Raw genomic sequence first — 23534 nt, forward strand, 5'->3', positions numbered from 1 at the left:
GCAGCCCCAGCGGATGAGTAGATTTCGCCCCATGTCCCGCGTCTTGAACCTGTGTCTCGCCGCCGCTCTCGTGGCGTCTCCCTCCATCGCCTCCGCCCAGCAGCGCTCGCAAAGCTACGAGTTCCTCGAAGCGGTGCGGAAGGGAGACGGCGACAAGGTCACCAACTTCCTGAATCAGCCTGGCCAGCTGCTGATCAACAGCAAGGACCGGACCACTGGCGACGCCGCATTGCACATCGTGGCGAGCCGTAGCGACAGCGTGTATCTCCGCTTCCTGCTTTCGAAGGGTGCGGACCCGAACATCCAGGATGCCGACGGCAACACACCGGCGATGCTGGCGGTCGAAAAAGGCTTCACCGACGGATTGGATACGCTGATCCGCTACAAGGCCAATCTGAACCTTGCGAATTCCCGAGGCGAGACCCCGCTGATCCGCGCGGTGCAGCTGCGCCGCATCGATCTGGTGCGTACGCTGATCGAAGGCGGTGCTAACCCGGACCAGGCGGACGTCATGGCCGGCATGTCGGCGCGGGACTATGCCCGGCGCGACACGCGCACCCCTGCGCTGCTCAAGCTGATGGACGAAGCGCCCAAGGCCAAGAAGCCCGTCGTCGCCGGTCCGCGCCTCTAGGCGCGGGAAGCGCGAACGGCTGGCTACCAGCCCTGCACCGCGTCGGGATCGGTAACGCCGATCAGCCGACGCGCAGCGCGGCGCGCGAAGGCGAGGGTGCAGCGCTTGCGGGTGGCCGCTGCCAGCGGCACCGTCGTCGCCTCCCGCAACACCGCCGCATCGTAGCGATCGGCGACCAAGATGCCGCAACGTTCGGGCAGAAACGCCTCGGTTTCGAGGATCGCGGTGTCGAAGCCGGCCGGCACTGCCCAGAAATAGCGGTCGCAGTGGCCGAGATAGTCGGTCCACTTGCCATCCCCGAGCAGGTCGCTGCGCGACACCTTGATCTCGACGATGACGATGCGGCCCCGCCCATCGAGCGCCATCAGGTCGGCGCGGCGTCCGCCGTCCAGCGGCACTTCCGCCATGGCGGTGCAGTCGTGCCGCAGCAGCAGGCGGGTCACCCCACGGGCGACATCCGCCGCTACCAGCGGACCGGCATCGACCGTGGGCAACGCAGACGCGGCGTTCGGAACAAGCACGGAACCCATGTCGCGCTTGTTAGAACAATTCATGAACGCGGGGAAGCCCCGCGCCGCGACGATCAGCGGTAGAAGACGTGATTGCCGACCGAGGCCACGCGGGCCTTGCCCCAGCGGGGCGCGAGGCGTCGGGCGTGAAAGAACAGCGCGCCGTCAGCAGGGCTGTCCCAGAGCGCGCGCTTTGCGACATGCGCTACGGCAACCGCAGTGCGCCACGCGCTGCTGCCCGCGTTCGGCTCGGGCAGCTTGCCGCCGCGCACGAACGAGAACTGGCCCGGCTGCTTCAGCACGCCGCACGCAGTGTCCGGGAAGCGACCCGACTGGGTGCGGTTCAGGATGACTTCGGCAACGGCGAGCTGGCCGGAAAGCGGCTCACCCTTCGCCTCATAATAGATGCCGGTGGCGAGGCAGTTGATCTGCTCGTCTTCGCCTACATTCGACGGCTGCGCGGCAACCGCCGCAGCAAGCGAGCCAAAGGTGGCGGTGACGCTGGCCGTGCCCACCGCCTGAACGATCGGGGTGGAGGCAGCGAAGGTAACGGTCTGCGGCTTCAACGGGGAAGCGGCGGGGGCGGCCGTCGTTGCGACGGTGGCCAGCTGGGTAACGGGGGCTGCGGGAACCTTTGCCGCGCTCTCCACGTTAACAGTCTCGACGGATGCACGTTCTGCTTCGAACGCGAAACCCGGAGTGGTGATCGCGCCCAGCAGCGCGACACAGAGATAGAGGGCCGCGGTGCACGCGGTCCGCTTCTTGGACGACATGGATCATCATTGCTATGCGGTTGGTGCGCGACCGATCGGCATGCCGATCGCCCGGGCTTTCCCCCCGACTGCGTCACCGACCGGTATCGCACCCCGGCGCGGCACAACGCCACGAAACAGTGGAACTCCCATCGCCGCGGCAGGAGATCGAGTCAATCAGCGAAGATCGTCTCAGCGGCGAGACGTTGTGCATCTGCGACATTCACCTCGACGACCCAGAGGTCAGGATCGCTGCGCCGACGCCGCTGCCAATAGTCGATCAATGCCCCTGGATCTCCGTCCTGAGGCCCCACCTGACCAATCGCACGACGGCCGTCGGGGCCGTAGCCGCGCTCGAACAGTTGGGAGGGGCCATCGCGTTGCTCGACCAGCAGCAGCACGACTCCGGAGTCGCGGTCCCCGCGTGCCAGCACCATGGCGCTTCCGCCGGCCTGATCGACGAGCCGCACCAGGGCGTTGACCGCAAGGGCGGTCGGAAGGCGGTCGTTCACGCGGCCCGATAGCCCGGCAGGCCCGCGAGCGGGATCTGCGAGCGCATGAAGGTACCCGTACCCCGCGCCGCCTCCTCGCCATCAGCGCCGATCAGCCGGGCATCGGCAACGAACACGCGACGCTGGCCGCTGATCCAGCGTCCCTCGGCCACTACCGGCCCCGCGCGCAAGGGACGGGTGAGCAGCAGGTTGAACGCGGTCGTGAGCAGGAAGCGATCGGTGACCAGGCTGTTCGCAGCATAGAAGGCCGCATCGTCGAGCATCTTGAAATAGCTCGTGCCGTGCGCGGCGCCCGCAGCGTGATAATGGGTTTCCTGTATCTCGAAGTGGATGCGGGCCAGGCCGCTCTCCGGAATCTCTAGGCGGGACTCGAACAGCCGGTTGATCGGCGCGGCCGCGTAAAGCGACTCGAGCGCACGAAAATGGGCTTCCGCACCGGTCGGATCAGGCGGCGTCACGCGCCTCCACTCCCGTCAGCAGCGCGTACAGCGCGTCGGAGGACCCGGCGCCGCGCAGCTTCGCGCGGAAGTCCGCGTCCCGCAGCGCCCGCGACACGCGCGCCAGCGCCTTTAGATGCTCGGCACCTTCGCTGGGCGAGAACAGCGCAAAGACGAGGTCGACCGGCAGGTCGTCGACGGCCGCAAAATCAATCGGCTTGGCCATCCGCACGAACACGCCAACCACCGAGCCAAGGCCGGGGATGCGGGCGTGGGGGGTCGCAGTACCGTTGCCGAACCCCGTCGATCCCAGTCGCTCGCGATGCGTCAGAAGATCGCATGCCGCGCGCGCGTCCACGCCGGGCACGGTCGCAGCGACCGTGCCCAACTGCTGGAACAACGCCTTCCGGTTCGCGGCTGGCACGCCGGCCAGCACGCGATCGGGCGTCAAGAGATCACTGAAGTCGATCATCAGGCGACTGGAATCTCCGGCAGCCCTCAGGCCGCGCGGTTGGGCTCGACCCAGCCGATCGTGCCGTCATGGCGCCGATAGACCATGTTGAACGCGCCGGTGCCGCTGTTCTTGAACAGCAGCGCGTTGGTGTTGCGCAGGTCGAGCATCATCACCGCGTCGGAAACGCTGGCATCCGGCACGTCGACACGCGTCTCGGCGATGATCAGCGGTGCGTCGGCCTCTGCCTCTTCCTCGGCCTGGTTGCCGCCGAAGACGGTGTAGCCGGCGTTGTCGAAGTCGTCATAGGCGCCCGCCTGGGCGAGGGCAGTGGCCTCCACCGCGTTGCGGTCCTTCAGACGGCGGCTATAGCGGCGCAGCTGCTTTTCGATCTTGTCGGCGGCGCCGACGAAGGCACCCTGCGCGTCCTGACCCGAGTTATGCCCCTTGAGCACCAGACCCTGGGTGACGTGCGCGACGATGTCGCAGGTGAAGCCGTTGTCGTGGGGCCCCTTGCCGAAGGTCGCCGTCGCGGAGATCGCGCGCGCGAAATATTTGTCGGCGATGCCCTGGAGGCGCTCCTGGACCAGCTGCTTCAGCGCGTCGCCCGTGTCGACCTGATGCCCTGAAACCCGGATGTCCATACTTCTCTCCACTTATTGAACCGGCCTAGGCACAGTGCCCAGACCCGTCAACCAGCCGCCCCGGCAAGCCACAACGGCTGTTTGACCGTCTCTAGAAACGCTGCATGGGCCGCCAGTTCCGCATCGCTCGCGGCGAAAACCCGTGGCGGGCGCACCTTCGGCGCTGCAACGACGATGGTTTCCTCCACCTGCGGCGCTGCCGAGGCGAGCCCGAGCCCGATCTGGCGCCCCCCCATCAGCTCGACATAGACCTGCGCCAGAAGCTGCGCGTCCAGGAGCGCGCCGTGCAGCACCCGGCGGCTGCGATCGATCCCGAAGCGGACGCACAGGGCGTCAAGCGTATGCTTGGCGCCGGGATGGCGGCTGCGCGCGATCAGCAGCGTGTCGACCATGCGGTCCATCAGAATCGCCGAGCGTTTGCAGAGGCCGAGTTCCCCATTGAGGAAGCCGAAATCGAACGAGGCGTTGTGCGCGATCAGCGGGCTGTCGCCCAGGAACTCGAGCAGCGCGTCCACGCCCGCGTGGAACGCCGGCTTGTCCGCAAGAAAGGCGTCGGAGAGGCCGTGCACCGCCTGCGCCTCGGCCGGCATGGGGCGACCGGGGTTGAAATAGGCGTGGAACACCCGGCCGGTCTCGACCCGGTTGAACAGCTCGACACAGCCGATCTCCACCAGCCGATCGCCGCCTGAGAAGCTGAGGCCCGTGGTTTCGGTATCGAAGACGATCTCGCGCATCCGACCGCTATTCCCCGTAAGAACCGGACAGGCAAGCGATCACGCGGTGAACCGCAGCCCGGGTCTCGGCGAGCGGAACGTCCGTCGGAATGACGAAATCGGCGCGGGCGCGCTTCTCGGCATCAGGCAACTGGCGTGCGAGGATCGCCTCAAGTCGCGCGGGCGTCATTCCGGCGCGCGCCAACACTCGCTCCCGCTGCACCTCGGCGCTCGCGCTCACCACCGCCACCTTGTCGACATAGGCTTCGCCCCCAGTCTCGTAGAGCAGGGGAACATCGAACAGCAGGATGGGCGCCGATCCATGATCGCGGACAAAGGCGGCCCTTTCCTCGGCGACCGCAGGGTGAACGATCGCCTCCAGCCGGCGGAGCGCCGCCGGGTCGGCGAGCACCGCTTCCCCCAGGGCCGTGCGATCGACGCCCTCCGCCCCGGTCGTGTCGGGGAATGCTGCCTCGATCGCTGCGACCAGGCGCCCGGCCGGCCCCTGCAGCCGGTGCACGGCGGCATCGGCGTCGAACACGGGAATACCGGCCTCGGCAAACATCGCCGCCACGGTCGACTTGCCCATGCCGATGGAGCCGGTGAGGCCGAGGCGGATCATGCCAGCAGCAGCGCGCGCAGCTCCTCGTCCCGGTCGCGCGGGGGCTGGGCGTCGAACAGGATCTCGAACGCGAGCGCCGCCTGGCCCACCAGCATCTCCAGCCCGTCGACCGTTTCCAGCCCGCGCGCGTGCGCGGCGGTGAGCAACGGCGTCTCCAGCGGCGCATAGACGATGTCGTAGACCACCGCGTCCTCGGGCAGGGGGGCGAGATCGAGGTCGAGCGGCGGCTGTCCCGTCATGCCCAGGGCACTGGCGTTCACCAGCAGCTTGGCGGCGGGCACCGGCGCCGAAAGCGGCAGCGCATCGCCCTTCAGGCCGAAGCTGGCGAGCAGGGCCGCGCCCTTGAGCGGGCTGCGGTTGAGCAGCGTGACGCGGCCGACATTCAGCTTCGACAGCGCGAACAGGATCGCGCGCGCCGCGCCGCCCGCGCCGATGACGCACACCGGGGCGCCCTCGAGCGGCAGGCCGGCGATGGGCGCGTAAAAGCCACCGGCGTCGGTGTTGGTGCCGACGAGGTGACCGTCTCCGTCGCGAAACACCGTGTTGATCGCGCCGATCGACTGGCGAACGCCGCCCCGATCTTCGACATGGTCGAGCGCCGCGGTTTTGTGGGGCAGGGTGATATTGCAGCCGCGCCAGGCGGGATCGGCACGCCGCGCGTCGAAATACGCCTTCAGTCCCTCCGCCTCGACGCGGATCGCGCGATAATCGCCGTCCATGCCGAGCGCGTCGAGCCAGAAGCGGTGGATGCGGGGCGACTTGGAATGGGTGATCGGGTCTCCGATCACCTCGGCATAGGGTTGCGTCACGACAACAAGACTCCTCTGTCCCGCAGATAGGCGGCGAGCGGCAGCAGCGGCAGGCCCAGGATGGTCCAGTGATCCCCGTCGATGCGATGGAACAGCTGAGCACCCATCCCCTCGACGCGATAGCAGCCGACGCAACCCGAGATCGCCGGCCACTCCGCGTCCAGATATGCATCGATGAAGGCATCGCTCAGCGCCCGCACGTGCAGACGCGCATGGCCGATGTGGCGCCAGACCGGGCGCCCGCCCTCCACGATCACCGCCGCGCTGTAGAGATCATGCTGGGCGCCGGAGAGTCGCCGCAACTGGGCGGCCGCGTCGTCCCGATCGGCAGGCTTGTCGAGCAACCCGCCGTCCGGCGCGGCGACGACCGAGTCGGCACCGAGCACCAGGCCACCGGAGACGCGGGTCGCCGCGCGCATCGCCTTCAGTTCGGCAAGCGCATCGGCGAAGTCGCGCGCCCCAAGCCCCCCGGCCGCGAGCGCTGCCTTGGCCGCCTCTTCGTCGAGCCCGTTGGCCACGGCATCGTGGGCGATCCCGGCCGCAGCGAGCATCGCCCGGCGCGACGCGCTTTGCGATGCGAGCACCAGGCGTGGAGCGTCCGTCATTGCCGCCCCCCTTTCCGTTCCTGATAGAGGGTGATGATCGCCGCCGCCGTTTCCTCGATCGAGCGCCGGGTGACGTCGATAACGGGCCAGCCATTGTCGGCGAACATGCGCCTGGCGAACGCGATTTCGCGCGCGACGGAATCCTGCTCGACATAGTCGGTGTTCGCGGCCTGGTTGAGCGACAGCAGCCGGTTGCGCCGAATCTGGATCAGCCGGTCGGCACTGGTAGTGAGCCCCACGATCATCGGGTGCTTGAGCGAATAGAGCGCCGGCGGCGGCGGCGATTCCACCACGATCGGGATGTTCGCAGTCTTGTAGCCGCGGTTGGCGAGATAGATGGACGTCGGCGTCTTGGAGGATCGCGACACGCCTGCCAGCAGGATGTCGGCCTCCTCCCATTCCTCCCACAGCACGCCATCGTCATGGGCGATGGTGAACTGAATCGCGTCGACGCGCGCGAAATAGGCCGCGTCGAGGATATGCTGCCGTCCCGGACGCGCTTTCGCCTCCTGCCCCAGCAGACTGGATAAGGCATGGCTGACGCCATCGAGCGGCGCCACCGCCGGCAGGCCCATCACCCGGCAGCGCGCCTCCAGCGTCTTGCGGATCTCCGCGTTGACTAGCGTGAACAGGACGATCCCCGGATTGTGGGCGATCTCCTGCAGGATGCGCTCGAGGTGCGTCTGGCTGCGCACCATCGGCCAGAAGTGCCGGAGCGTCTCGACCCCGTCGAACTGCGCCAGCGCCGCCTTGGCGATGTTCTCAAGCGTCTCGCCCGTCGAGTCCGACAGGAGGTGCAGGTGCAGCCGCATGGCTCAGCGGGACAAGGCTGTGGACAACATGGGGATAAGCGCTAGCGCAACGCGAACACGCGGCCAAGCGGCGCGATCCGTCCACATTCCCCCGGATTCGTCCACAGCTGCATCGACAGCCACCGGTTCCATCACCAGCCTGTGGATAACGTGGATAGGTGAATCCGAATCTGAGGGCCTGCGTGAGTCTGCCCACGTCAAGCTGTTGGCAATTTGGGGACAGAGGCATAAACCCCAGCATCCCCACGCCAACAACCTCCACCTCCTTCATTCTTTGAATCTTCTTTTCTGTAGAGGCACGACGCTGACTCAGATTCCGACGCCCAAGCCGCTGCTCGAAACCCTGCGCGGCAATCGCCAGGCCGTCCCTCCGCTGTGGCTCATGCGGCAGGCCGGGCGGTACCTTCCCGAATATCGGGCGTTGCGTGCCGAAAAGGGCGGATTCCTCGACCTGGTGAACGACAGCGAAGCAGCCGCGGAAGTGACTCTGCAGCCGCTGCGTCGCTTCGGATTCGACGGTTCGATCCTGTTTTCCGACATCCTGGTGGTGCCGAACGCGTTGGGGCAGGACCTGTGGTTCGAGACCGGGGAGGGGCCGCGGCTGGCGCCCAAGATCGACCGGGCGACGCTTTCGTCCCTGCAACCCGCACCTGAGCGGCTGGAGCCGGTCTATGGGACGGTGCGGCGCGTAAAGGCAGCGCTCGACCCGGCGGTGACCTTCCTGGGCTTTGCAGGAGCGCCCTGGACGGTCGCGACCTACATGGTCGCCGGGCAGGGCAGCCGGGAGCAGGCGGAGGCGCGGCGGCTTGCCTATCTCGATCCCGAGCTGATGACGGCACTGGTGGACCGGATCGTCACGCTCACCACCGACTATCTCTGCGCGCAGATCGAAGCCGGGGTCGATGCCGTGCAGCTGTTCGACAGCTGGGCGGGGAGCTTGTCGCCGGAGCAGTTCGAGCGTTGGGTGATCGCCCCGACCACACGCATCGTCGAAGCCGCGAAGGCGCGCCATCCCGACACGCCGATCATCGGCTTTCCGAAGGGCGCGGGGGGCAAGCTCGTCGCCTATGCCGAAGCCACCGGCGTCGATGCCGTCGGGCTGGACGAAACCGTCGATCCGGTCTGGGCCAATGCCGCATTGCCGCGCGATCTTCCGGTGCAGGGCAACCTGGATCCGCTCGCCCTGATCGCCGGGGGCGAGACGCTGGACCGGGCGGTCGACCGCATCCTGGCTGCCTTCGCCGATCGTCCGCACATCTTCAACCTGGGCCATGGCATCCAGCAGGACACGCCGATCGCCCATGTCGAGCAGCTCGTGGCACGGGTTCGCAGGAGCCAAGCATGACCAACTTCCTCGGCACCGCCTATCTCTGGGTGAAGGCCGCGCACGTCATCTTCATGGTGTTCTGGATGGCGGGCCTGTTCATCCTGCCGCGCTACCTGGTGCATCACCAGGAAGGCCTCGACGATGCTGCCGAGCGGCCGCGCTGGGTTGCCCGAGAGGCGAAGCTGCGGGCGATGATCCTTACCCCCGCGCTGGTCGCGGTGTGGCTGCTGGGCCTGGCGCTGGCCGCCAACGCCGGGCTTTTCGATGGTCAGCCGGGCCTGGGCTGGCTGCACGCGAAGCTGCTCTTCGTGCTGCTCCTGACCGGCTACCACGGCTGGGCGGTCGGCTACACCAAGAAGCTGGCGGCGGGGCGGCCCACGCTCGCGTCCTCGCGCCTGCGCATGCTCAACGAAGTGCCGGCGCTGCTGCTGGCGGTAATCGTCGCCCTGGCGGTCGTGAAGCCCTTCTGATCCTCCCGGGATCGTTTCGGCGGACAGGCCGCGCTGCCGATCGCAGCGCGCCTCCGTCCTTGCTTGACTTGGGCACAGGGCGCACCTAACTCGCGACAACGAACGGTTGCCCTCCGGCACTCGCGCGTCCTCCTCCAGCATCGTTTCGCGCCTTCCCTTCTCGCCGATCGACGCTCCTCCCTTATCCGCATCAACGCCACTCGGATCAGCTCCATGCACCTCAAGGACCTCAAGAAGCACGCGCCGGCAGACCTCGTCACGATGGCGGAGGCACTAGGTGTCGAAGGCGCGTCGACGATGCGCAAGCAGGACCTGATGTTCGCGATCCTGAAGGCGCAGGCCGAGAATGGCGATCAGATCATGGGCCTGGGCACGATCGAGGTGCTGCCCGATGGGTTCGGCTTCCTGCGCTCGCCCGAGGCAAACTATCTCGCAGGTCCGGACGACATCTATGTGTCGCCCAACCAGGTCCGCAAGCACGGCCTGCGCACCGGTGACACCGTCGAGGGCGAGATCCGCGCCCCCAAGGACGGCGAGCGCTACTTCGCCCTGACCAAGCTGGTGTCGGTCAACTTCGACGATCCCGATGCGGTCCGTCACCGCGTCAACTTCGACAACCTCACGCCGCTGTACCCCGAGCAGAAGCTGACGCTCGACCAGCTCGACCCGACTTCCAAGGACAAGTCGGCGCGCGTGATCGACATCGTCGCACCGCAGGGCAAGGGGCAGCGCTCGCTGATCGTGGCGCCGCCGCGCGTCGGTAAGACGGTGCTGCTGCAGAACATCGCCAAGGCGATCACCGACAACCACCCCGAAGTCTTCCTGATCGTGCTGCTGATCGACGAGCGGCCCGAGGAAGTGACCGACATGCAGCGCTCGGTGCGCGGCGAAGTCATTTCCTCAACCTTCGACGAGCCGGCGACCCGCCACGTCCAGGTGGCCGAGATGGTGATCGAAAAGGCCAAGCGCCTCGTCGAGCACAAGAAGGACGTCGTGATTCTGCTCGACTCGATCACGCGTCTGGGCCGCGCCTACAACACGGTCGTGCCGTCGTCGGGCAAGGTGCTGACCGGCGGTGTCGACGCGAACGCGCTGCAGCGTCCGAAGCGCTTCTTCGGTGCGGCGCGCAACATCGAGGAGGGCGGCTCGCTCTCCATCATCGCGACCGCGCTGATCGACACCGGCAGCCGCATGGACGAGGTGATCTTCGAAGAGTTCAAGGGCACCGGCAACTCCGAGATCGTGCTCGACCGCAAGGTTGCAGACAAGCGCATCTTCCCGGCGCTGGACGTCGGCAAGTCGGGCACCCGCAAGGAAGAGCTGCTGGTGGACAAGGCCAAGCTGTCGAAGATGTGGGTGCTGCGTCGCATCCTCATGCAGATGGGCACCATCGACGCAATGGAGTTCCTGCTCGACAAGATGAAGGACTCGAAGACCAACGAGGACTTCTTCGACTCGATGAACCAGTAAGCGCTTCTTTTTTGACAAACGGACCGGTCCGCCGGCCGACCGTCACCCGATGGGTTCGGTCGGCTCGCGGGCCGATCGCGTTTTTGGCGCACGCCGGCGCCTGGCGACGACGAATTGTTACGAACCATTGCTGGAAAAGCCGGCGCCTGTCGTTCGGACTAGGCGCTCGCAGAGCCGCAGACTAGGATTTCGCAATGCTAGACCTTCTTTCGCACCTCAGTGTGGCCGCCACGGCGGTTCCAGCGGGGCCGGGCTCCCCGGCCGAGATCTGGAACCACATCATCTCGGACTTCAGCAACATCGGCTCGCCGTCGGCGCTGTCGGCGTTCCTGCAGGTCCTGATGATCGACGTGGTGCTCGCTGGCGACAACGCGATCGTCGTGGGCGCGCTAGCGGCCGGGCTGCCGGTCGCACAGCGCAAGAAGGTCATCCTGATCGGCATCATCGCCGCGCTGGTGCTGCGGATCGCCTTTGCGCTGGTGGTCAGCTGGCTGCTCGGCATCATCGGTCTGATCTTCGCAGGCGGCGTGCTGCTGCTGTGGGTGGCCTGGAAGATGTGGCGTGAGCTGCGGCCCGCCGGCGGCCCGGGCTCCCCTGAAGTTTATGGCGACGAGACGGAGAGCATCCGTCCGGCGAAGAGCTTTGCGGCAGCGGCCTGGGCGGTGGCGGTCGCCGACGTCTCGATGAGCCTCGACAATGTGCTCGCGGTGGCCGGTGCGGCGCGGGACCATCCGGGCATCCTGATCATCGGCCTGCTGCTGTCGGTCGCGCTGATGGGCATCGCCGCTAACCTCATCGCCAAGTACATCGAGCGCTATCGCTGGATCGCCTATGTGGGATTGGCCGTGATCCTCTACGTCGCGGTGAAGATGATCTACGAGGGCATCACCGATCATCATATCGGCCTGCTCCAACTGTTCGGTTGAGCGGCCGAGACCGGAAAAGAAGGAGAGGGGCGGCCGTGGTGGCCGCCCCTTTTCGTTTCAGGCGAGCGCTTCGGAAAGGAACGCGGCTGTCCGACCGTCTGCGAGTCGCGCGGCGGCATCGGAGCGACGGTCCCCCAGCTCGGTCGCGAAGCCGTGATCCTCGCCGGGATAGTCGTGCAGCGTAACCTTGGGGTGATCGTCGAGGCCGGCGTGCATTGCCGCCTGCACTTCGGCAGGAACGAAGTGATCGGCCCCGGCGATGTGCAGCATCAGCGGCCTGGCGATGGCGTGCTTCTCACCAAGCAGTCCGTCGATGCCGACAGGATAATAGCCGACGCTCGCATCCACGTCCGTGCGCGCAGCCGTCATATAGGCGAGCCGACCGCCCAGGCAGAATCCGATCGCACCCACCTTGCCGTCGGAAAAAACGAGCGTTCGCGCCAACCGGATCGTTGCCTCGATGTCCGCAATGGCGGTGTCCTGATCGAACTGCCCCATCAGATCGAGCGCATGCTGCATCTCCTCCGGCACATCGGGATTGAGGTCCACGCCCGGCGCGATCCGCCAGAACAGATCCGGTGCGACCACCAAATAGCCTTGTTCCGCCAGCCGGTCGCATTTGGCACGGATTCCGGCGTTCACGCCGAAGATCTCCTGGATCACGACGATCGCTGCACGCGGCGTGTCTGCCGGATCGGCGCGGTAGGCGGTGAATTGGCTCGTGCCGTCGAGCGTGTCGATGGTGATCGTTGCCATGGAGGCTCCTTTGGTTCGAAAGATGCGGCGTTTGCAGGGAAGCCTGCGTCCGGCGCATAGCAGCAGGACGCTAGGCAATGGCGCCGGGGCCCTCAAGCGGAGACAGCCAGTGAAGATCAACGTCGAGGTGGATTGCACGCCGGAAGAGGCGCGGCGGGCCATGGGCTTGCCGGACTTCACGCCGGTGCACGAGCGCTATGTCGCGATGCTGAGCGAGTCGCTCGAAAAGGGGGCGAGTCCGGAGATGCTGGACACGCTGATGCGCCATTGGGCACCGATGGGGGAGGCCGGCATGAGCTTCTGGCGCAAGATGTTCGAAACGGCGAGCCGATCCGGCTGAGCCGATGGATACGATCTTTGCGGTTTCGAGCGGCCAACCCCCGGCCGCGATCGCGCTGCTTCGGATGAGCGGCCCGAATGCCGTTGCTGCGGCGGAGGCGCTGGCCGGCACGCTGCCGCCACCGCGCCGCGCGGGGCTGCGGGCATTGCGCGACCCGGCCGATGGCGGGCTGCTGGATCGTGCGCTGCTGCTGTGGTTCCCGGGACCGCACACGGCGACCGGCGAGGACTTGGTGGAGCTCCACCTGCACGGCGGGCGCGCGGTGGTGCGGGCGGTCGAGGGATGCCTTGCCCGCCAGCCCGGACTGCGCCCCGCGGAGGCGGGGGAATTCACGCGTCGTGCGCTTGCCAACGGCCGCCTGGATCTGAGCGAGGCCGAGGGGCTGGGCGACCTGCTGATGGCCGAGACGGAGGCGCAGCGGCGCGCGGCGCTTGCCACTGCGGAAGGCGCGGTTCGGCGGCAGGTGGAGATTTGGCAGGCGCGCCTGCTGATGCTCGCCGCGCAGGTCGAAGCGATGCTCGATCATGCCGATGAGGACGATGTCGCCGACGATCTCGGCGCCCTTCAGGATATCCGCTCAGGGTGTGAGGCGCTGGGTGCCGAACTGGTCGAGGTGCTCGCAGCCCCTCCGGTGGAGCGCCTGCGCGACGGGATCCGCGTGGTGCTCGCGGGACCGCCCAACAGTGGCAAGTCGACGCTGCTCAACGCACTTGCCGATCGCGAGGCGGCGATCGTTTCCCCGATCGCGGGCACCACGAGGGACCGTATCGAAGCGGCGGTGGTCCGCAACGGGGTCGCCTGGCTGCTGACCGATACGGCCGGACTGGCAGAGCGGACGGACGATCCGATCGAGCGGATCGGCATCGCGCGAGCGGAGGAGGCGATGCGCAGTGCCGATCTGCTGCTGTGGCTCGCCGACGAGCCGGCGCCAGCGATCGAAGGGGTGGAGGTGCTGGCGCTCCATCCGCGTGCCGACGTGCCGGGGCGAGCGGAGGTACCCCCGGGTCGCATCGGTCTTTCGGTCGCGCAGGGGTGGGGCATCGCCGAGCTCTGGTCGGAGATGGAGCGTAGGGCCCGCGGGCTGCTGCCGCGCGAGGACATGCTGGCGCTCAATCGGCGGCAGCGGGATCTGCTCCGCGATGCTGCAGATACGCTCGCCGATGCTGCCATGCACCATGATCCGCTGCTGCTTGCCGAGGAGCTGCGCCGGGCACGCGCGGCCTTTGATCGCGTGACGGGCCGCGCGGATGTCGAGGGCGTGCTCGACGCATTGTTCGGGCGGTTCTGCATCGGCAAGTGAGTGTTCCACGTGGAACGCTTTGACGGCCGCGCGGTGGCGCAGTAGCGCACAAGCATGTCTCCATTCGATGTGATCGTGGTGGGCGGCGGGCACGCCGGCACCGAGGCCGCAGCCGCGGCCGCCCGTCGTGGCGCGCGCACGGCGCTGCTGAGCTTCGACCTTGGCAGGTTGGGAGCCATGTCGTGCAACCCCGCAATCGGCGGGTTGGGCAAGGGCCACATCGTCCGGGAGGTCGACGCGTTCGACGGACTCATTGCGCGCGCGGCCGATCAGGCGGCGATTCACTACCGGATGCTCAACCGCAGCAAGGGTGCTGCCGTGCAGGGTCCGCGCGTCCAGGCCGACCGCGTTCGCTACGCGGCGGCGATCCAAACGATGCTTCGTGCGCAGCCGAACCTGACCCTCATCGAGGGAGAGGCGGAAGAGCTGCTCGTGCAGCAGGGAAGCGTTGCCGGCCTGTTGCTTGCCGATGGCACGCGGCTGAGTGCGCGCGCGGTAGTGCTCGCCACCGGGACGTTCCTGGGCGGGCGGATCTTTCGCGGGGAAGAGCGCGAGGAGGGCGGCCGCGTCGGGGAACGCGCGGCAACCGTCATGGGCGTGCAGCTGCGCGACCTCGGTTTACCGATGGAACGGTTGAAGACCGGCACCCCGCCGCGGCTCGATGGCCGTACGATCGACTGGGCGGCCCTCGACGAACAGCCATCGGATGTCGAGCCTTGGACCATGTCGCCGATGCAGTCCGGCCGGGTGCTGCCGCAGCTGTTCTGCGCGGTCAGCCGCACGACCGAAGAGACACATGCGATCATTCGGAGCGGTCTGGATCGTTCGCCGCTGTTCAGTGGCGCGATCGGGGCGCCGGGTCCGCGCTACTGCCCGTCGATCGAGGACAAGGTGCATCGCTTCGGCGATCGGGACGGGCACCAGATCTTCCTGGAGCCCGAAGGGCTCGACACCCCGCTGGTGTATCCGAACGGCATCTCGACGTCGCTGCCGGTGGACGTGCAGGAGGCGATGATCCGGAGCATTCCGGGGCTGTCGCATACCCGCATCGTGACCCCCGGCTATGCAGTCGAATATGACTATGTCGATCCGCGCGCCCTCGATCCGAGGTTGGCGCTTGGGGCGATGCCGGGGCTCTTCTGTGCGGGGCAGATCAATGGCACCACCGGCTATGAGGAGGCTGCCGGGCAGGGGCTGGTCGCGGGCGCCAATGCTGCTGCCTATGCTTGCGATTTGGCGCCGCTGCTACTCGATCGCGCGTCCAGCTATATCGGCGTGATGGTCGATGACCTGGTACTCCAGGGGGTGAGCGAACCCTATCGTATGCTCACGGCGCGCGCCGAGTATCGGCTGACCCTGCGCGCCGACAACGCCCCGACGCGCCTTTCGGGAATTGCGGAGGAGGCGGGTCTGTTGGGACCGGAGCGGCTCGCCTGGGTACGTGCCCGTGCCGCGGGGCGCGCGGAGCTGGAACAGCGCTTTGACACGCGACTGTCGGCTAGCATGGTTGCAGCGAATGGCGGGCAGGTGAGCCAGGACGGCGCCGTGCGCAGCGTTCGTGAATGGCTGCGCTTCCCCGGCGTTGCGCTCGAGCAACTGCTGCCGGAGGGACTTGAGGCAACTCCCGACGCGTTGCTCGCGGAAGCAGTCGAAGACGCGCGTTATGCCCCCTACATCGAGCGGCAGCAGGCGGAGCTCGCGGAGATGCGGGCCAATGACCACATCCATCTGCCCGAAGACTTCGGCTATGCGGCGGTGCCCGGACTGTCGGCCGAAATGGTGCAACGTCTGTCGACGGCGCGACCCACGACGCTTGGCGCCGCGTCGCGCGTGCGCGGGGTGACGCCGGCGGCGCTTGCTGCGGTGCTGGTCCATGCCCGAAAGGTGGTCGCGTGATGACCGAAGACGAAGCCCGCAGCTGGTTCGCGGACCGCTATGACGCCGCGCACGTGGAGCGCGTCGCTCGCTTCCTGGAGATCGTGCGCGAGGAGAGCGGGCGGCAGAATTTGGTGGCCGCCTCCACGCTTGCGAACTTGTGGTTCCGCCACGGCCTGGATTCTGCGCAGCTGGTCGAGCTGGCGGAGGGCAGGGAAGGGCTCTGGATCGACATCGGCACGGGCGGTGGCTTTCCCGGCATGGTGGTGGCGATCCTGCGCGACTCGCCCACCCTGCTCGTCGAGCCGCGGCAGAAGCGCGCAAGTTTCCTGCGGGACGCTGCCGAGGCGCTGGGCCTGTCGAATGTTCGGGTCGAACAGAAGCGGGCGGAGAGCGTCGCGCCGCAGCCACCGGCAGCGATCGTCAGCGCGCGTGCGGTCGCAGCACTGCCATCATTGTTCGGCGGTGCGGCGCACCTGACCGATCGAGAAACGTTGTGGCTGCTGCCGAAAGGGCGATCGGCTCGATCCGAGGTGGAAGCCTTAACCGGTTCATGGCAAGGTCTGTTTCACGTGGAACACAGCCTCACCGATCCGGAATCGCTCATCGTGATTGCACGCGGGATTACCCCAGCATGATCTGCATCACCATCGCCAACCAGAAGGGCGGCGTCGGCAAAACGACGACCGCCATCAACGTCGGGACGGCACTCGCCGCCACGGGACTGCGAGTCCTGCTGCTCGACCTCGACCCGCAGGGCAACGCCTCGACCGGGCTCGGCATCGGCCGCAACGATCGTGAGCGATCGACCTATGACCTGTTGCTCGGCGATACGACCCTTCAGGAAGCGGCGATCCCGACGCAGGTCCCGCTCCTCGACATCGTGCCGGCGACCGTCGATCTCTCGGGAGCCGAGATTGAACTGATCGAGTTCGACGCACGTACCCACCGCCTGGATCGCGCGCTGCAACGCGGTGGCGAGCGCTGGGACGTGATCCTCGTCGATTGCCCGCCTTCCCTGGGGCTGCTCACCGTCAACGCGATGGTGGCGGCGCATGCGCTTCTCGTGCCGCTGCAATGCGAGTTCTTTGCGCTGGAAGGGCTCAGCCAGCTGCTCACCACTGTCGAGCAGATCCGTGGCCGCTTCAATCCGGGCCTGTCGATCCTGGGCGTGGTGCTGACGATGTACGACCGCCGCAACCGCCTTACCGACCAGGTATCGGACGACGTCCGCTCGGTGCTCGGCAAGGTCGTGTTCGACACGGTGATCCCGCGCAACGTCCGCCTGTCGGAAGCACCCAGCCACGGCATGCCGGCACTGATCTACGATCATCGCTGCGCCGGCTCCGAAGCCTATATCGCCCTGGCACGCGAAGTGATCGGTCGCCTGCCCAAGCTCGCGGAGGCCGCATGACCGACAACACTGCACCCGCCCGCAAGCCGCGCCCGGGGCTTGGCCGCGGGCTGAGTTCGCTGCTGGGAGACAGCACGCGTGAGGCACCGGTCTCCGGCGTGGAGCGACAGCCGAGCGGCATCCGGCTGCTTCCCGTGACGGCGATGGTCCCGCATCCCGATCAGCCGCGGCGGCACTTCGACGAAGCGGCCCTCGATGATCTAGCCGCCTCGATCGCGTTGCGCGGCCTGATCCAGCCCATCGTCGTGCGACCGCACGGCAAGGAATATCAGATCGTCGCCGGCGAGCGCCGCTGGCGCGCGGCGCAGCGAGCCCGGCTGCATGAGGTTCCGGTGCTGGTCCGGGAGCTGAGCGACGCAGAGACGATGGAAATCGCTCTCGTCGAGAACATCCAGCGGCAGGATCTCAACGCGATCGAAGAGGCGGACGCCTATCACAAGCTGATCGGCGAGTTCGGCCATACCCAGGACGCGCTGGCGAAGCTGGTGCACAAGTCGCGCAGCCACATCGCGAACCTGCTGCGGCTGCTCGATCTGCCGGCACCCGTGCAGCAGCTGGTGGTGACCCAGCAGCTGAGCATGGGCCACGCCCGCGCGATCATCGGTGCGCCCGATCCGGAAGCGCTCGCGGATCGCGTGATCGCCAAGGGTCTTTCGGTGCGCGAAACCGAACGGCTTGCCCGCGAAGCCAAGCCACAGCCGCTTGGCGGCGCGCAGCCGCGGGGCAGCCGGGGCGGCGGCGGCGCAACCGATGGGGACGCGGACATCCTGGCGCTCGAGCAGCAACTGGGCGACGCGCTCGGCCTCAACGTGCGCATCGCGCATGGGGAGAAGGGGGGAACGCTGACGATCAGCTATTCGACGCTCGACCAGCTCGACATGGTATGCCAGCGGCTGAGCGGCGACGTGATCTGAGGCAGTTCGCCTCGGCCTAAGCTTAGAGCTGGTGGCCGGTGCGGTCGCGTTTGGTTGCGAGATAACGCTCGTTATGGGGATTGGGCGGAAGCGCATGGCGCACGCGCTCGGTTACCGTAACCCCGGCGGCCTCGAGCGCGGCAACCTTGGCCGGATTGTTGGTCAGCAGGCGGATCTGCCGCTGGCCGAGCAGCTGGAGCATGCGTCCGGCGGTGCGGAAATCGCGGGCGTCGATGGCGAAGCCCAGCCGCGTGTTGGCGTCCACCGTGTCGAACCCTTGGTCCTGCAGCGCATAGGCACGCAGCTTGTTGACCAGGCCGATGCCGCGTCCTTCCTGGCGCAGATACAGCAGGATTCCCCAGCCACTCTCCGCAATGGCGGCGATCGCCGCGTCCAGCTGGGGACCGCAGTCGCACTTGAGGCTGCCGAGCGCATCCCCGGTCAGGCATTCGCTGTGCAGCCGCACCAGCGGCGGCTGACCATTGGGCGTGCCGATCAGCAGCGCGATATGCTCGCCGGGGGATTCCGGGGTCCGGAAGGCGACGATCTCGGCCATCTCCGCACCGGCAACCGGCAGGCGCGCGCGGGTCGCGATGGCGAGCCGGGCGGGATCCTCGTGCGCTGCGACGTCCGCGGGCGTCACGGCTTCCGCGCCGGTCTCCTGGCCTAAACGAAGGAAGAAGGCGGGCAGCACCCCCGCGAGCCGCGCGAGCTGCAACGCGGTCTGCGCGGCATCAGGCGAGGGGAGTGGGATGGCGTGGAACGGACCCTTGAGGGGAGTTGCAAGGTCGAGCTGCGGATCGGCGAGCGCGGTCGCGGCCGCGAAGTCGAGCCACGGTGCGCGGTCAACCAGCACCGGCGAATCCGGGACGGCGGCGTCGCGCTGGTTGGCGAGCTTCAGCGTGGCGGCGCGACCGGCAGAAAGCAGCACCGACGCGGTTGCACCCGGATCAAAGGCCACAAGCCGCAGCGGGTCGGCGGTCTCGATTGCCAGCACGGTGATGGCTGCCTCGGCGTCGAGGACAGCCACAGGCCAGCCCCGACGCAGCGCGTCGATGGCGCGGGCAACGGCGCGGGGGTCGGTCAAAGCGCGAACTCGGTGAGGATCGGGATATGGTCGCTGGGCTTCAGCCAGCTGCGGCAATGCTCGAACACCTTGTGACCGGTCGCCTTGGCGGCGACGTCGCGGCTCGCCCACATGTGATCGAGCCGGCGGCCGCGATCGGAGGCTGCCCAATCCTTTGCGCGATAGCTCCACCAGGTGAACAGCCGCTCGGGCGCAGGAGTGAATTGGCGACCAAGATCCACCCAGTCGTTCGCCGCCTGTAGGCGAGCCAGCGCCTCGATCTCGATCGGCGTATGGCTCACCACGTCGAGCAGCGCCTTGTGGCTCCACACATCGCTTTCGAGCGGGGCGACGTTGAAGTCGCCGACCAGCAGCGTCGGGATGCCCGACAGGCCTTCCGACCAGCGCGTCATCCGCTCCAGGAAGTCGAGCTTTTGGCCGAACTTGGGGTTCACCTCCCGGTCCGGCACGTCACCGCCGGCGGGGATGTAGACGTTCTCGAGCCGAAGCCCGTTTTCCAGGCGCACGCCAATGTGCCGCGCCTCGCCATTGGCCTGCCAGTCGAGCCGGTCGTCCTCCACCAGCGGCACGCGGCTGAGGATCGCGACGCCATGGTGCATGCGCTGGCCGTTGATCGCGATGTGGGTGTAACCGAGCGCGCGGAACGGTGCGTGCGGGAAGTCCTCGTTCACCACCTTGGTTTCCTGAAGGCACAGGATGTCGGGCGAAATTTCCCGCAGGAACCGCTCGACGATCTCCATCCGGAAACGAACCGAGTTGATGTTCCACGAGGCGATCGAAAGAGGCGCAGTCATCGCCCGCGATGTAGCGATGGGGACCGGAAGGCGCCAGAGCGCGGCGCGTTTGTCGCAGAAATGGAAAGGCCCTCGTTCCGGGGGCATGGAACGAGGGCCGACCTAGCGTTCGTCACGCAGGCAGGAATTGAGAACCCGGGCAACAGGGGGGAAAATCCCGGACGCGCCTCAACTCCGCAAGACACCCTCTAAAGGGTGAAAGCTGTCGCCAGAATGAATGGATCGAAAGAATCCGTTCAGCGGCGGTTGGTGCCGCGGCGCGGCTCGTTGAAGCGGAACGCGCTGTCCGCGACCGGCACGTTGAACCGCTGGTTGGACAGGCGGATCGTCGTGCGGTTGTTCTGCGCGTCCAGCGTCACCCAGCCCTGGAGCATCAGCCCGGCGGGTGCCGAGGGGTTGCGCGCAAAGATCAGGGTGATTCGGCCATATTCCGGATGCTTGGGATCATAGGCCTCGACGCTCACGACGCGGGAGTCGCTCTCCGGAAGCACGCGGGCATAGCGCGATGCATCACGGGACGGATCGAGCAGGATGCCGAGCGGCGAGTTGCCGATCGGCCAACGCTGCTTCTGTCCGACCTGATAATCCAGGAAATAGAGGGACTTGCCATCCGAAACCACCAGGATCGGCACGCCCTTCTCATACTGGAAGCGGATCTTGCCGGGCTTCTTGAGCGTCAGCGTTCCGGTCAGCACCTTACCCGCGCGGTCGGTCTGGGTGAACGCCGCCGTCATCGAGTTGGTCTGCGCCAGATGCTGCTGCACGGTCGCGAGCGTGACGGGGGCCTGCGCGTGCACGGCGACGGGCGCGGCAAGCGCGATCGCGGCGGCGGGGGCGAGAAAGCGAATGGGTCGTCTCCAGATCATGGGGCCAGGATTAGGCGTGGGGGATTGAACGCGTCGTGAACTCGCCGGTTTCCTGGCGTTCAGCCGGATTGCCGCCGCCTCAGGCCAGTGGCCTGCCGTCCGGATCCATCAGCACCTCGCGCCGGCCGACATGGTCCGGACGCGAGACGAGCCCTTCCTTCTCCATGCGCTCGATCAAGCGGGCGGCCGAGTTGTAGCCGACGCGCAACTGGCGCTGCAGCCAGGAGGTAGAAGCCTTCTGGCTCTCGGCGACGAGCTGGCACGCCTTGCGATAGAGCTGGTCCTCGGGGCTGTCGTCGCCGGTGGGGGCACCATCCAGGCTGAAGCCGCCGTCCTCGCCGGGATCGTTGGTGACCGCGTCGATGTAGTCGGGCTCGCCCTGCGAGCGCCAGAAGTCGGCCACGGCCTGCACCTCGTCGTCGGACACGAACGGGCCGTGAACGCGCGCGAGCTGCTTGCCGCCGGGCATGTAGAGCATGTCGCCGCGGCCCAGCAGCTGCTCTGCTCCCTGCTCGCCCAGGATGGTGCGCGAATCGATCTTGGACGTGACGTGGAAGGAGATTCGGGTCGGCAGGTTCGCCTTGATGACGCCGGTGATGACGTCGACCGACGGGCGCTGCGTCGCCATGATCAGGTGGATGCCGGCGGCGCGGGCCTTTTGCGCCAGGCGCTGGATCAGGAACTCGACTTCCTTGCCCGCCGTCATCATCAGGTCGGCGAGCTCGTCGACGATCACGACGATCTGCGGCAGCGGCTGCAGGTCGAGCGTCTCTTCCTCGTACATCGGCTGGCCGGTTTCCGGGTGATAGCCGGTCTGCACCTTGCGGCCGAGCTTCTGGCCCTTGGCCTTGGCGGCGCGGACCTTTTCGTTGAACGAGCCCAGCGAACGGACGTTGACCGACGCCATCATGCGATAGCGGTCCTCCATCGTCTCGACCGCCCATTTGAGCGCGCGCACCGCCTTGGGCGGATCGGTCACCACGTCGGCGAGCAGGTGGGGGATGCCCTTGTACATGCTGAGTTCCAGCATCTTGGGGTCGATCATGATCATCCGGCACTGGTTCGGCGTCAGCCGGTAAAGCAGCGACAGGATCATGCAGTTGAGGCCCACCGACTTGCCCGAGCCGGTGGTGCCGGCGACCAGCAGGTGCGGCATCGGCGCGAGATCGGCGACGACGGGATCGCCGGCGATGTTCTTGCCCAGCACGATCGGCAGCTGCGCATTCTGATCGGCGAAGCTCTGGCTCGCCATCAGCTCGTGCAGGTTCACCGTCTCGCGGCGCGCGTTCGGCAGCTCGATGCCGATCACGGTGCGGCCGGGGATGGTGGCGACACGGGCGGAGATCGCCGACATGTTGCGGGCGATGTCGTCGGCGAGCTGGATCACGCGGCTGGCCTTGATGCCCGGAGCCGGTTCCAGCTCATACATGGTGACGACGGGGCCGGGCGAGACCTTCACGATCGCGCCCTTGACGTTGAAGTCGTCCAGCACGCTTTCGAGCAGGCGCGCGTTGCGCTCCAGCGCCGCCTTGTCGACCGAGGGGCCGCTGTTGGGCGGGGGCGGGGCGAGCAGCTCGATCGAGGGCAGCTCGAAATTGTCGCGCAGGTCGAGCGATTGCTGCGTGGACTTGGGTTGCGCGGCCGGCGAGGGCGCGGCGACGCGGTCCTCGATCGTCGGCGGCGGGCGGCGTTCGGGCTCCGCGAGCTTGCGTGGGCGGGGTTCGAAGGGAAGGTCTTCGGCGTCTTCGGGATCGACCGCGATGCGGCGGCTGCCGGCGAGCGGCATCGCCTCTTCCTCGTCCTCGCCGTCGACCAGGTCGGCGGCCGCGCTGCGGCGGGGCAGGCGGAGCGCGCCGGCGGGCAGCTCGATCGTCATGCCGCGGCCCCACAGCACCACGCCTGCGATGCCGACCAGCAGTCCCACGACCCGCTGCGTCCACAGCACCGCCGTTGCATCGGGAATGAGGCGGATCAGCCCCTGGAGGAGCGAGGCGAGCGACCAGCCGACCACGCCTCCCCAGCCGCCCGGAAGCGCCGTCACCGCCTCGTGCGAGACGAAGGAGAGGGCAGTGCCCATCAGCGCGACGCCCAGCACGCAATCGCGCAGCATCGCGCCCCAGCGGCCGACGGGCACGTCGCGCCACAGGCGGACCGCGATGATGATGCCGAGCGGAATCAGCAGTCCGACCGCCACGCCGAAGATCGTCAGCAGCAGGTCCGCGACATAGGCGCCGGGTGCGCCCACGCGATTGCCGATGGTGGCACCGGCGGCGGTGTTCAGCGACGGATCACTGGGGTGATAGGTGACCAGCGCCACCGCCACGAGCAGCATCAGCACGAACAGCGCCGCTGCCCCGATCATCGCACCGCTGCGAACGGCCCCCGCGCGCATCGCGTCGCGCCACACCATCGGTTGCGCCTGGCTGGCCATGACCTTCTTCCCGCTCGAATATCTTAGAAAAACCGGCAAGATGCATCGCGCGCGCCGACTCCGCCGT

At 67.5% G+C, this 23534-nt stretch carries 27 protein-coding genes; 11 read left to right on the top strand and 16 right to left on the bottom strand.

From position 1 onward, the window contains the following. The first annotated feature begins 31 nt into the window (after nt 1-31). On the top strand, nt 32-631 hold the full coding sequence (locus tag VPH46_RS03345) for an ankyrin repeat domain-containing protein (protein ID WP_125960184.1): 600 nt from the start codon (nt 32-34) through the stop codon (nt 629-631). A 23-nt stretch (nt 632-654) separates the two neighbouring features. On the opposite strand, the gene VPH46_RS03350 is transcribed toward VPH46_RS03345, so the two are convergent. From VPH46_RS03350 to VPH46_RS03400, 11 genes are all read right to left on the bottom strand, one after another. Then, a complete protein-coding gene (locus VPH46_RS03350) occupies nt 655-1161 on the bottom strand; it encodes an MmcB family DNA repair protein (protein WP_416608883.1) in 507 nt (168 codons plus the stop codon). Nucleotides 1162-1214: 53 nt separating this feature from the next. Continuing rightward, entirely contained in the window at nt 1215-1913 is a 699-nt protein-coding gene (locus tag VPH46_RS03355) for a cell wall hydrolase (protein ID WP_239433989.1), read from the bottom strand. A gap of 152 nt (nt 1914-2065) precedes the next feature. Next, nucleotides 2066-2404: a DUF1491 family protein gene (locus VPH46_RS03360; protein ID WP_416608885.1), complete on the bottom strand. Its 339-nt coding sequence runs from the start codon at nt 2402-2404 to the stop codon at nt 2066-2068. Next, a complete protein-coding gene (locus VPH46_RS03365) occupies nt 2401-2862 on the bottom strand; it encodes a PaaI family thioesterase (RefSeq protein ID WP_416608887.1) in 462 nt (153 codons plus the stop codon). Before VPH46_RS03365 ends, VPH46_RS03360 begins: the two co-directional genes overlap by 4 nt. Beyond that, nucleotides 2849-3313 (bottom strand): PTS sugar transporter subunit IIA, encoded by a 465-nt coding sequence (locus tag VPH46_RS03370; protein ID WP_416608889.1) that lies wholly within the window; start codon nt 3311-3313, stop codon nt 2849-2851. The genes VPH46_RS03365 and VPH46_RS03370 overlap by 14 nt, the downstream gene beginning before the upstream one ends. Nucleotides 3314-3339: 26 nt before the next feature. Continuing rightward, a complete protein-coding gene (gene hpf, locus VPH46_RS03375) occupies nt 3340-3936 on the bottom strand; it encodes a ribosome hibernation-promoting factor, HPF/YfiA family (protein WP_125960189.1) in 597 nt (198 codons plus the stop codon). Between the two features lie 47 nt (nt 3937-3983). Beyond that, complete coding sequence (dnaQ, locus tag VPH46_RS03380) at nt 3984-4670, bottom strand: DNA polymerase III subunit epsilon (protein WP_125960190.1); 687 nt, start codon at nt 4668-4670, stop codon at nt 3984-3986. Between the two features lie 7 nt (nt 4671-4677). Continuing rightward, nucleotides 4678-5271, bottom strand: a complete 594-nt coding sequence (gene coaE, locus VPH46_RS03385) for a dephospho-CoA kinase (RefSeq protein ID WP_416608893.1) — start codon at nt 5269-5271, stop codon at nt 4678-4680. Beyond that, complete coding sequence (locus VPH46_RS03390) at nt 5268-6080, bottom strand: shikimate dehydrogenase family protein (protein WP_416608894.1); 813 nt, start codon at nt 6078-6080, stop codon at nt 5268-5270. Before VPH46_RS03390 ends, coaE begins: the two co-directional genes overlap by 4 nt. After that, entirely contained in the window at nt 6077-6685 is a 609-nt protein-coding gene (locus VPH46_RS03395; protein WP_416608896.1) for a Maf family protein, read from the bottom strand. The genes VPH46_RS03390 and VPH46_RS03395 overlap by 4 nt, the downstream gene beginning before the upstream one ends. After that, the gene (locus VPH46_RS03400; RefSeq protein WP_416608898.1) at nt 6682-7497 is read right to left on the bottom strand and encodes a pyruvate, water dikinase regulatory protein; all 816 of its coding nucleotides are present in this window, start codon (nt 7495-7497) and stop codon (nt 6682-6684) included. Before VPH46_RS03400 ends, VPH46_RS03395 begins: the two co-directional genes overlap by 4 nt. Before the next feature lie 304 nt (nt 7498-7801). Here VPH46_RS03400 and hemE point away from each other — a divergent pair, with 304 nt between their 5' ends. The 4 genes from hemE to VPH46_RS03420 all read left to right on the top strand — a co-directional run bounded on the left by hemE (nt 7802) and on the right by VPH46_RS03420 (nt 11690). Further along, nucleotides 7802-8842, top strand: a complete 1041-nt coding sequence (gene hemE, locus VPH46_RS03405; RefSeq protein ID WP_416609274.1) for a uroporphyrinogen decarboxylase — start codon at nt 7802-7804, stop codon at nt 8840-8842. Then, complete coding sequence (locus tag VPH46_RS03410) at nt 8839-9294, top strand: CopD family protein (protein WP_416608900.1); 456 nt, start codon at nt 8839-8841, stop codon at nt 9292-9294. The genes hemE and VPH46_RS03410 overlap by 4 nt, the downstream gene beginning before the upstream one ends. A gap of 213 nt (nt 9295-9507) precedes the next feature. Continuing rightward, nucleotides 9508-10764 carry a transcription termination factor Rho gene (gene rho, locus VPH46_RS03415; RefSeq protein WP_125960196.1) on the top strand — a complete coding sequence of 419 codons (1257 nt, stop codon included), beginning with the start codon at nt 9508-9510 and terminating at the stop codon, nt 10762-10764. A 194-nt stretch (nt 10765-10958) separates the two neighbouring features. After that, nucleotides 10959-11690 (top strand): TerC family protein, encoded by a 732-nt coding sequence (locus tag VPH46_RS03420; protein WP_125960197.1) that lies wholly within the window; start codon nt 10959-10961, stop codon nt 11688-11690. A gap of 57 nt (nt 11691-11747) precedes the next feature. On the opposite strand, the gene VPH46_RS03425 is transcribed toward VPH46_RS03420, so the two are convergent. Beyond that, nucleotides 11748-12446, bottom strand: coding sequence for a dienelactone hydrolase family protein (locus VPH46_RS03425; protein WP_416608902.1), 699 nt, complete (start codon nt 12444-12446; stop codon nt 11748-11750). Nucleotides 12447-12555: 109 nt separating this feature from the next. Here VPH46_RS03425 and VPH46_RS03430 point away from each other — a divergent pair, with 109 nt between their 5' ends. From VPH46_RS03430 to VPH46_RS03455, 6 genes are read left to right on the top strand one after another with little or no spacing between them, the layout of a single operon-like run. Beyond that, nucleotides 12556-12786 carry a DUF6489 family protein gene (locus VPH46_RS03430; protein WP_132882964.1) on the top strand — a complete coding sequence of 77 codons (231 nt, stop codon included), beginning with the start codon at nt 12556-12558 and terminating at the stop codon, nt 12784-12786. A gap of 4 nt (nt 12787-12790) precedes the next feature. Beyond that, on the top strand, nt 12791-14086 hold the full coding sequence (mnmE, locus tag VPH46_RS03435; RefSeq protein WP_416608905.1) for a tRNA uridine-5-carboxymethylaminomethyl(34) synthesis GTPase MnmE: 1296 nt from the start codon (nt 12791-12793) through the stop codon (nt 14084-14086). 54 nt (nt 14087-14140) lie between these two features. Beyond that, complete coding sequence (gene mnmG, locus VPH46_RS03440) at nt 14141-15982, top strand: tRNA uridine-5-carboxymethylaminomethyl(34) synthesis enzyme MnmG (protein ID WP_416608907.1); 1842 nt, start codon at nt 14141-14143, stop codon at nt 15980-15982. Beyond that, entirely contained in the window at nt 15982-16599 is a 618-nt protein-coding gene (gene rsmG, locus VPH46_RS03445; RefSeq protein ID WP_416608909.1) for a 16S rRNA (guanine(527)-N(7))-methyltransferase RsmG, read from the top strand. The genes mnmG and rsmG overlap by 1 nt, the downstream gene beginning before the upstream one ends. Next, nucleotides 16596-17375, top strand: a complete 780-nt coding sequence (locus tag VPH46_RS03450) for a ParA family protein (protein ID WP_125960202.1) — start codon at nt 16596-16598, stop codon at nt 17373-17375. Before rsmG ends, VPH46_RS03450 begins: the two co-directional genes overlap by 4 nt. Continuing rightward, nucleotides 17372-18289, top strand: coding sequence for a ParB/RepB/Spo0J family partition protein (locus VPH46_RS03455; protein ID WP_416608912.1), 918 nt, complete (start codon nt 17372-17374; stop codon nt 18287-18289). Before VPH46_RS03450 ends, VPH46_RS03455 begins: the two co-directional genes overlap by 4 nt. A 22-nt stretch (nt 18290-18311) precedes the next feature. Here VPH46_RS03455 and ribA read toward each other — a convergent pair whose 3' ends face one another. The 4 genes from ribA to VPH46_RS03475 all read right to left on the bottom strand — a co-directional run bounded on the left by ribA (nt 18312) and on the right by VPH46_RS03475 (nt 23467). Next, nucleotides 18312-19376: a GTP cyclohydrolase II gene (ribA, locus tag VPH46_RS03460; RefSeq protein ID WP_416608913.1), complete on the bottom strand. Its 1065-nt coding sequence runs from the start codon at nt 19374-19376 to the stop codon at nt 18312-18314. Continuing rightward, complete coding sequence (locus tag VPH46_RS03465) at nt 19373-20170, bottom strand: exodeoxyribonuclease III (protein ID WP_317893303.1); 798 nt, start codon at nt 20168-20170, stop codon at nt 19373-19375. Before VPH46_RS03465 ends, ribA begins: the two co-directional genes overlap by 4 nt. 236 nt (nt 20171-20406) lie before the next feature. Continuing rightward, on the bottom strand, nt 20407-21036 hold the full coding sequence (locus VPH46_RS03470; protein WP_416608916.1) for a LolA family protein: 630 nt from the start codon (nt 21034-21036) through the stop codon (nt 20407-20409). 79 nt (nt 21037-21115) lie between these two features. Continuing rightward, nucleotides 21116-23467, bottom strand: coding sequence for a DNA translocase FtsK 4TM domain-containing protein (locus VPH46_RS03475; protein ID WP_416608918.1), 2352 nt, complete (start codon nt 23465-23467; stop codon nt 21116-21118). Between the last annotated feature and the right edge of the window lie 67 nt (nt 23468-23534).

This window comes from Sphingomonas sp. MJ1 (PH-R8), from assembly GCF_048058635.1.
Classification (GTDB): Bacteria; Pseudomonadota; Alphaproteobacteria; order Sphingomonadales; family Sphingomonadaceae; genus Sphingomonas.

Coding starts and splice junctions, on each gene's coding strand:
- VPH46_RS03370 (WP_416608889.1), bottom strand. CDS start 3,313: ATGATCGACTTCAGTGATCTCTTGACGCCCGATCGCGTGCTGGCCGGC.
- VPH46_RS03395 (WP_416608896.1), bottom strand. CDS start 6,685: ATGACGGACGCTCCACGCCTGGTGCTCGCATCGCAAAGCGCGTCGCGC.
- dnaQ (WP_125960190.1), bottom strand. CDS start 4,670: ATGCGCGAGATCGTCTTCGATACCGAAACCACGGGCCTCAGCTTCTCA.
- hpf (WP_125960189.1), bottom strand. CDS start 3,936: ATGGACATCCGGGTTTCAGGGCATCAGGTCGACACGGGCGACGCGCTG.
- VPH46_RS03420 (WP_125960197.1), top strand. CDS start 10,959: ATGCTAGACCTTCTTTCGCACCTCAGTGTGGCCGCCACGGCGGTTCCA.
- mnmG (WP_416608907.1), top strand. CDS start 14,141: ATGTCTCCATTCGATGTGATCGTGGTGGGCGGCGGGCACGCCGGCACC.
- rsmG (WP_416608909.1), top strand. CDS start 15,982: ATGACCGAAGACGAAGCCCGCAGCTGGTTCGCGGACCGCTATGACGCC.
- VPH46_RS03465 (WP_317893303.1), bottom strand. CDS start 20,170: ATGACTGCGCCTCTTTCGATCGCCTCGTGGAACATCAACTCGGTTCGT.
- VPH46_RS03345 (WP_125960184.1), top strand. CDS start 32: ATGTCCCGCGTCTTGAACCTGTGTCTCGCCGCCGCTCTCGTGGCGTCT.
- VPH46_RS03475 (WP_416608918.1), bottom strand. CDS start 23,467: ATGGCCAGCCAGGCGCAACCGATGGTGTGGCGCGACGCGATGCGCGCG.
- VPH46_RS03425 (WP_416608902.1), bottom strand. CDS start 12,446: ATGGCAACGATCACCATCGACACGCTCGACGGCACGAGCCAATTCACC.
- coaE (WP_416608893.1), bottom strand. CDS start 5,271: ATGATCCGCCTCGGCCTCACCGGCTCCATCGGCATGGGCAAGTCGACC.
- VPH46_RS03455 (WP_416608912.1), top strand. CDS start 17,372: ATGACCGACAACACTGCACCCGCCCGCAAGCCGCGCCCGGGGCTTGGC.
- VPH46_RS03355 (WP_239433989.1), bottom strand. CDS start 1,913: ATGTCGTCCAAGAAGCGGACCGCGTGCACCGCGGCCCTCTATCTCTGT.
- rho (WP_125960196.1), top strand. CDS start 9,508: ATGCACCTCAAGGACCTCAAGAAGCACGCGCCGGCAGACCTCGTCACG.
- VPH46_RS03410 (WP_416608900.1), top strand. CDS start 8,839: ATGACCAACTTCCTCGGCACCGCCTATCTCTGGGTGAAGGCCGCGCAC.
- VPH46_RS03350 (WP_416608883.1), bottom strand. CDS start 1,161: ATGGGTTCCGTGCTTGTTCCGAACGCCGCGTCTGCGTTGCCCACGGTC.
- mnmE (WP_416608905.1), top strand. CDS start 12,791: ATGGATACGATCTTTGCGGTTTCGAGCGGCCAACCCCCGGCCGCGATC.
- VPH46_RS03450 (WP_125960202.1), top strand. CDS start 16,596: ATGATCTGCATCACCATCGCCAACCAGAAGGGCGGCGTCGGCAAAACG.
- VPH46_RS03470 (WP_416608916.1), bottom strand. CDS start 21,036: ATGATCTGGAGACGACCCATTCGCTTTCTCGCCCCCGCCGCCGCGATC.
- VPH46_RS03400 (WP_416608898.1), bottom strand. CDS start 7,497: ATGCGGCTGCACCTGCACCTCCTGTCGGACTCGACGGGCGAGACGCTT.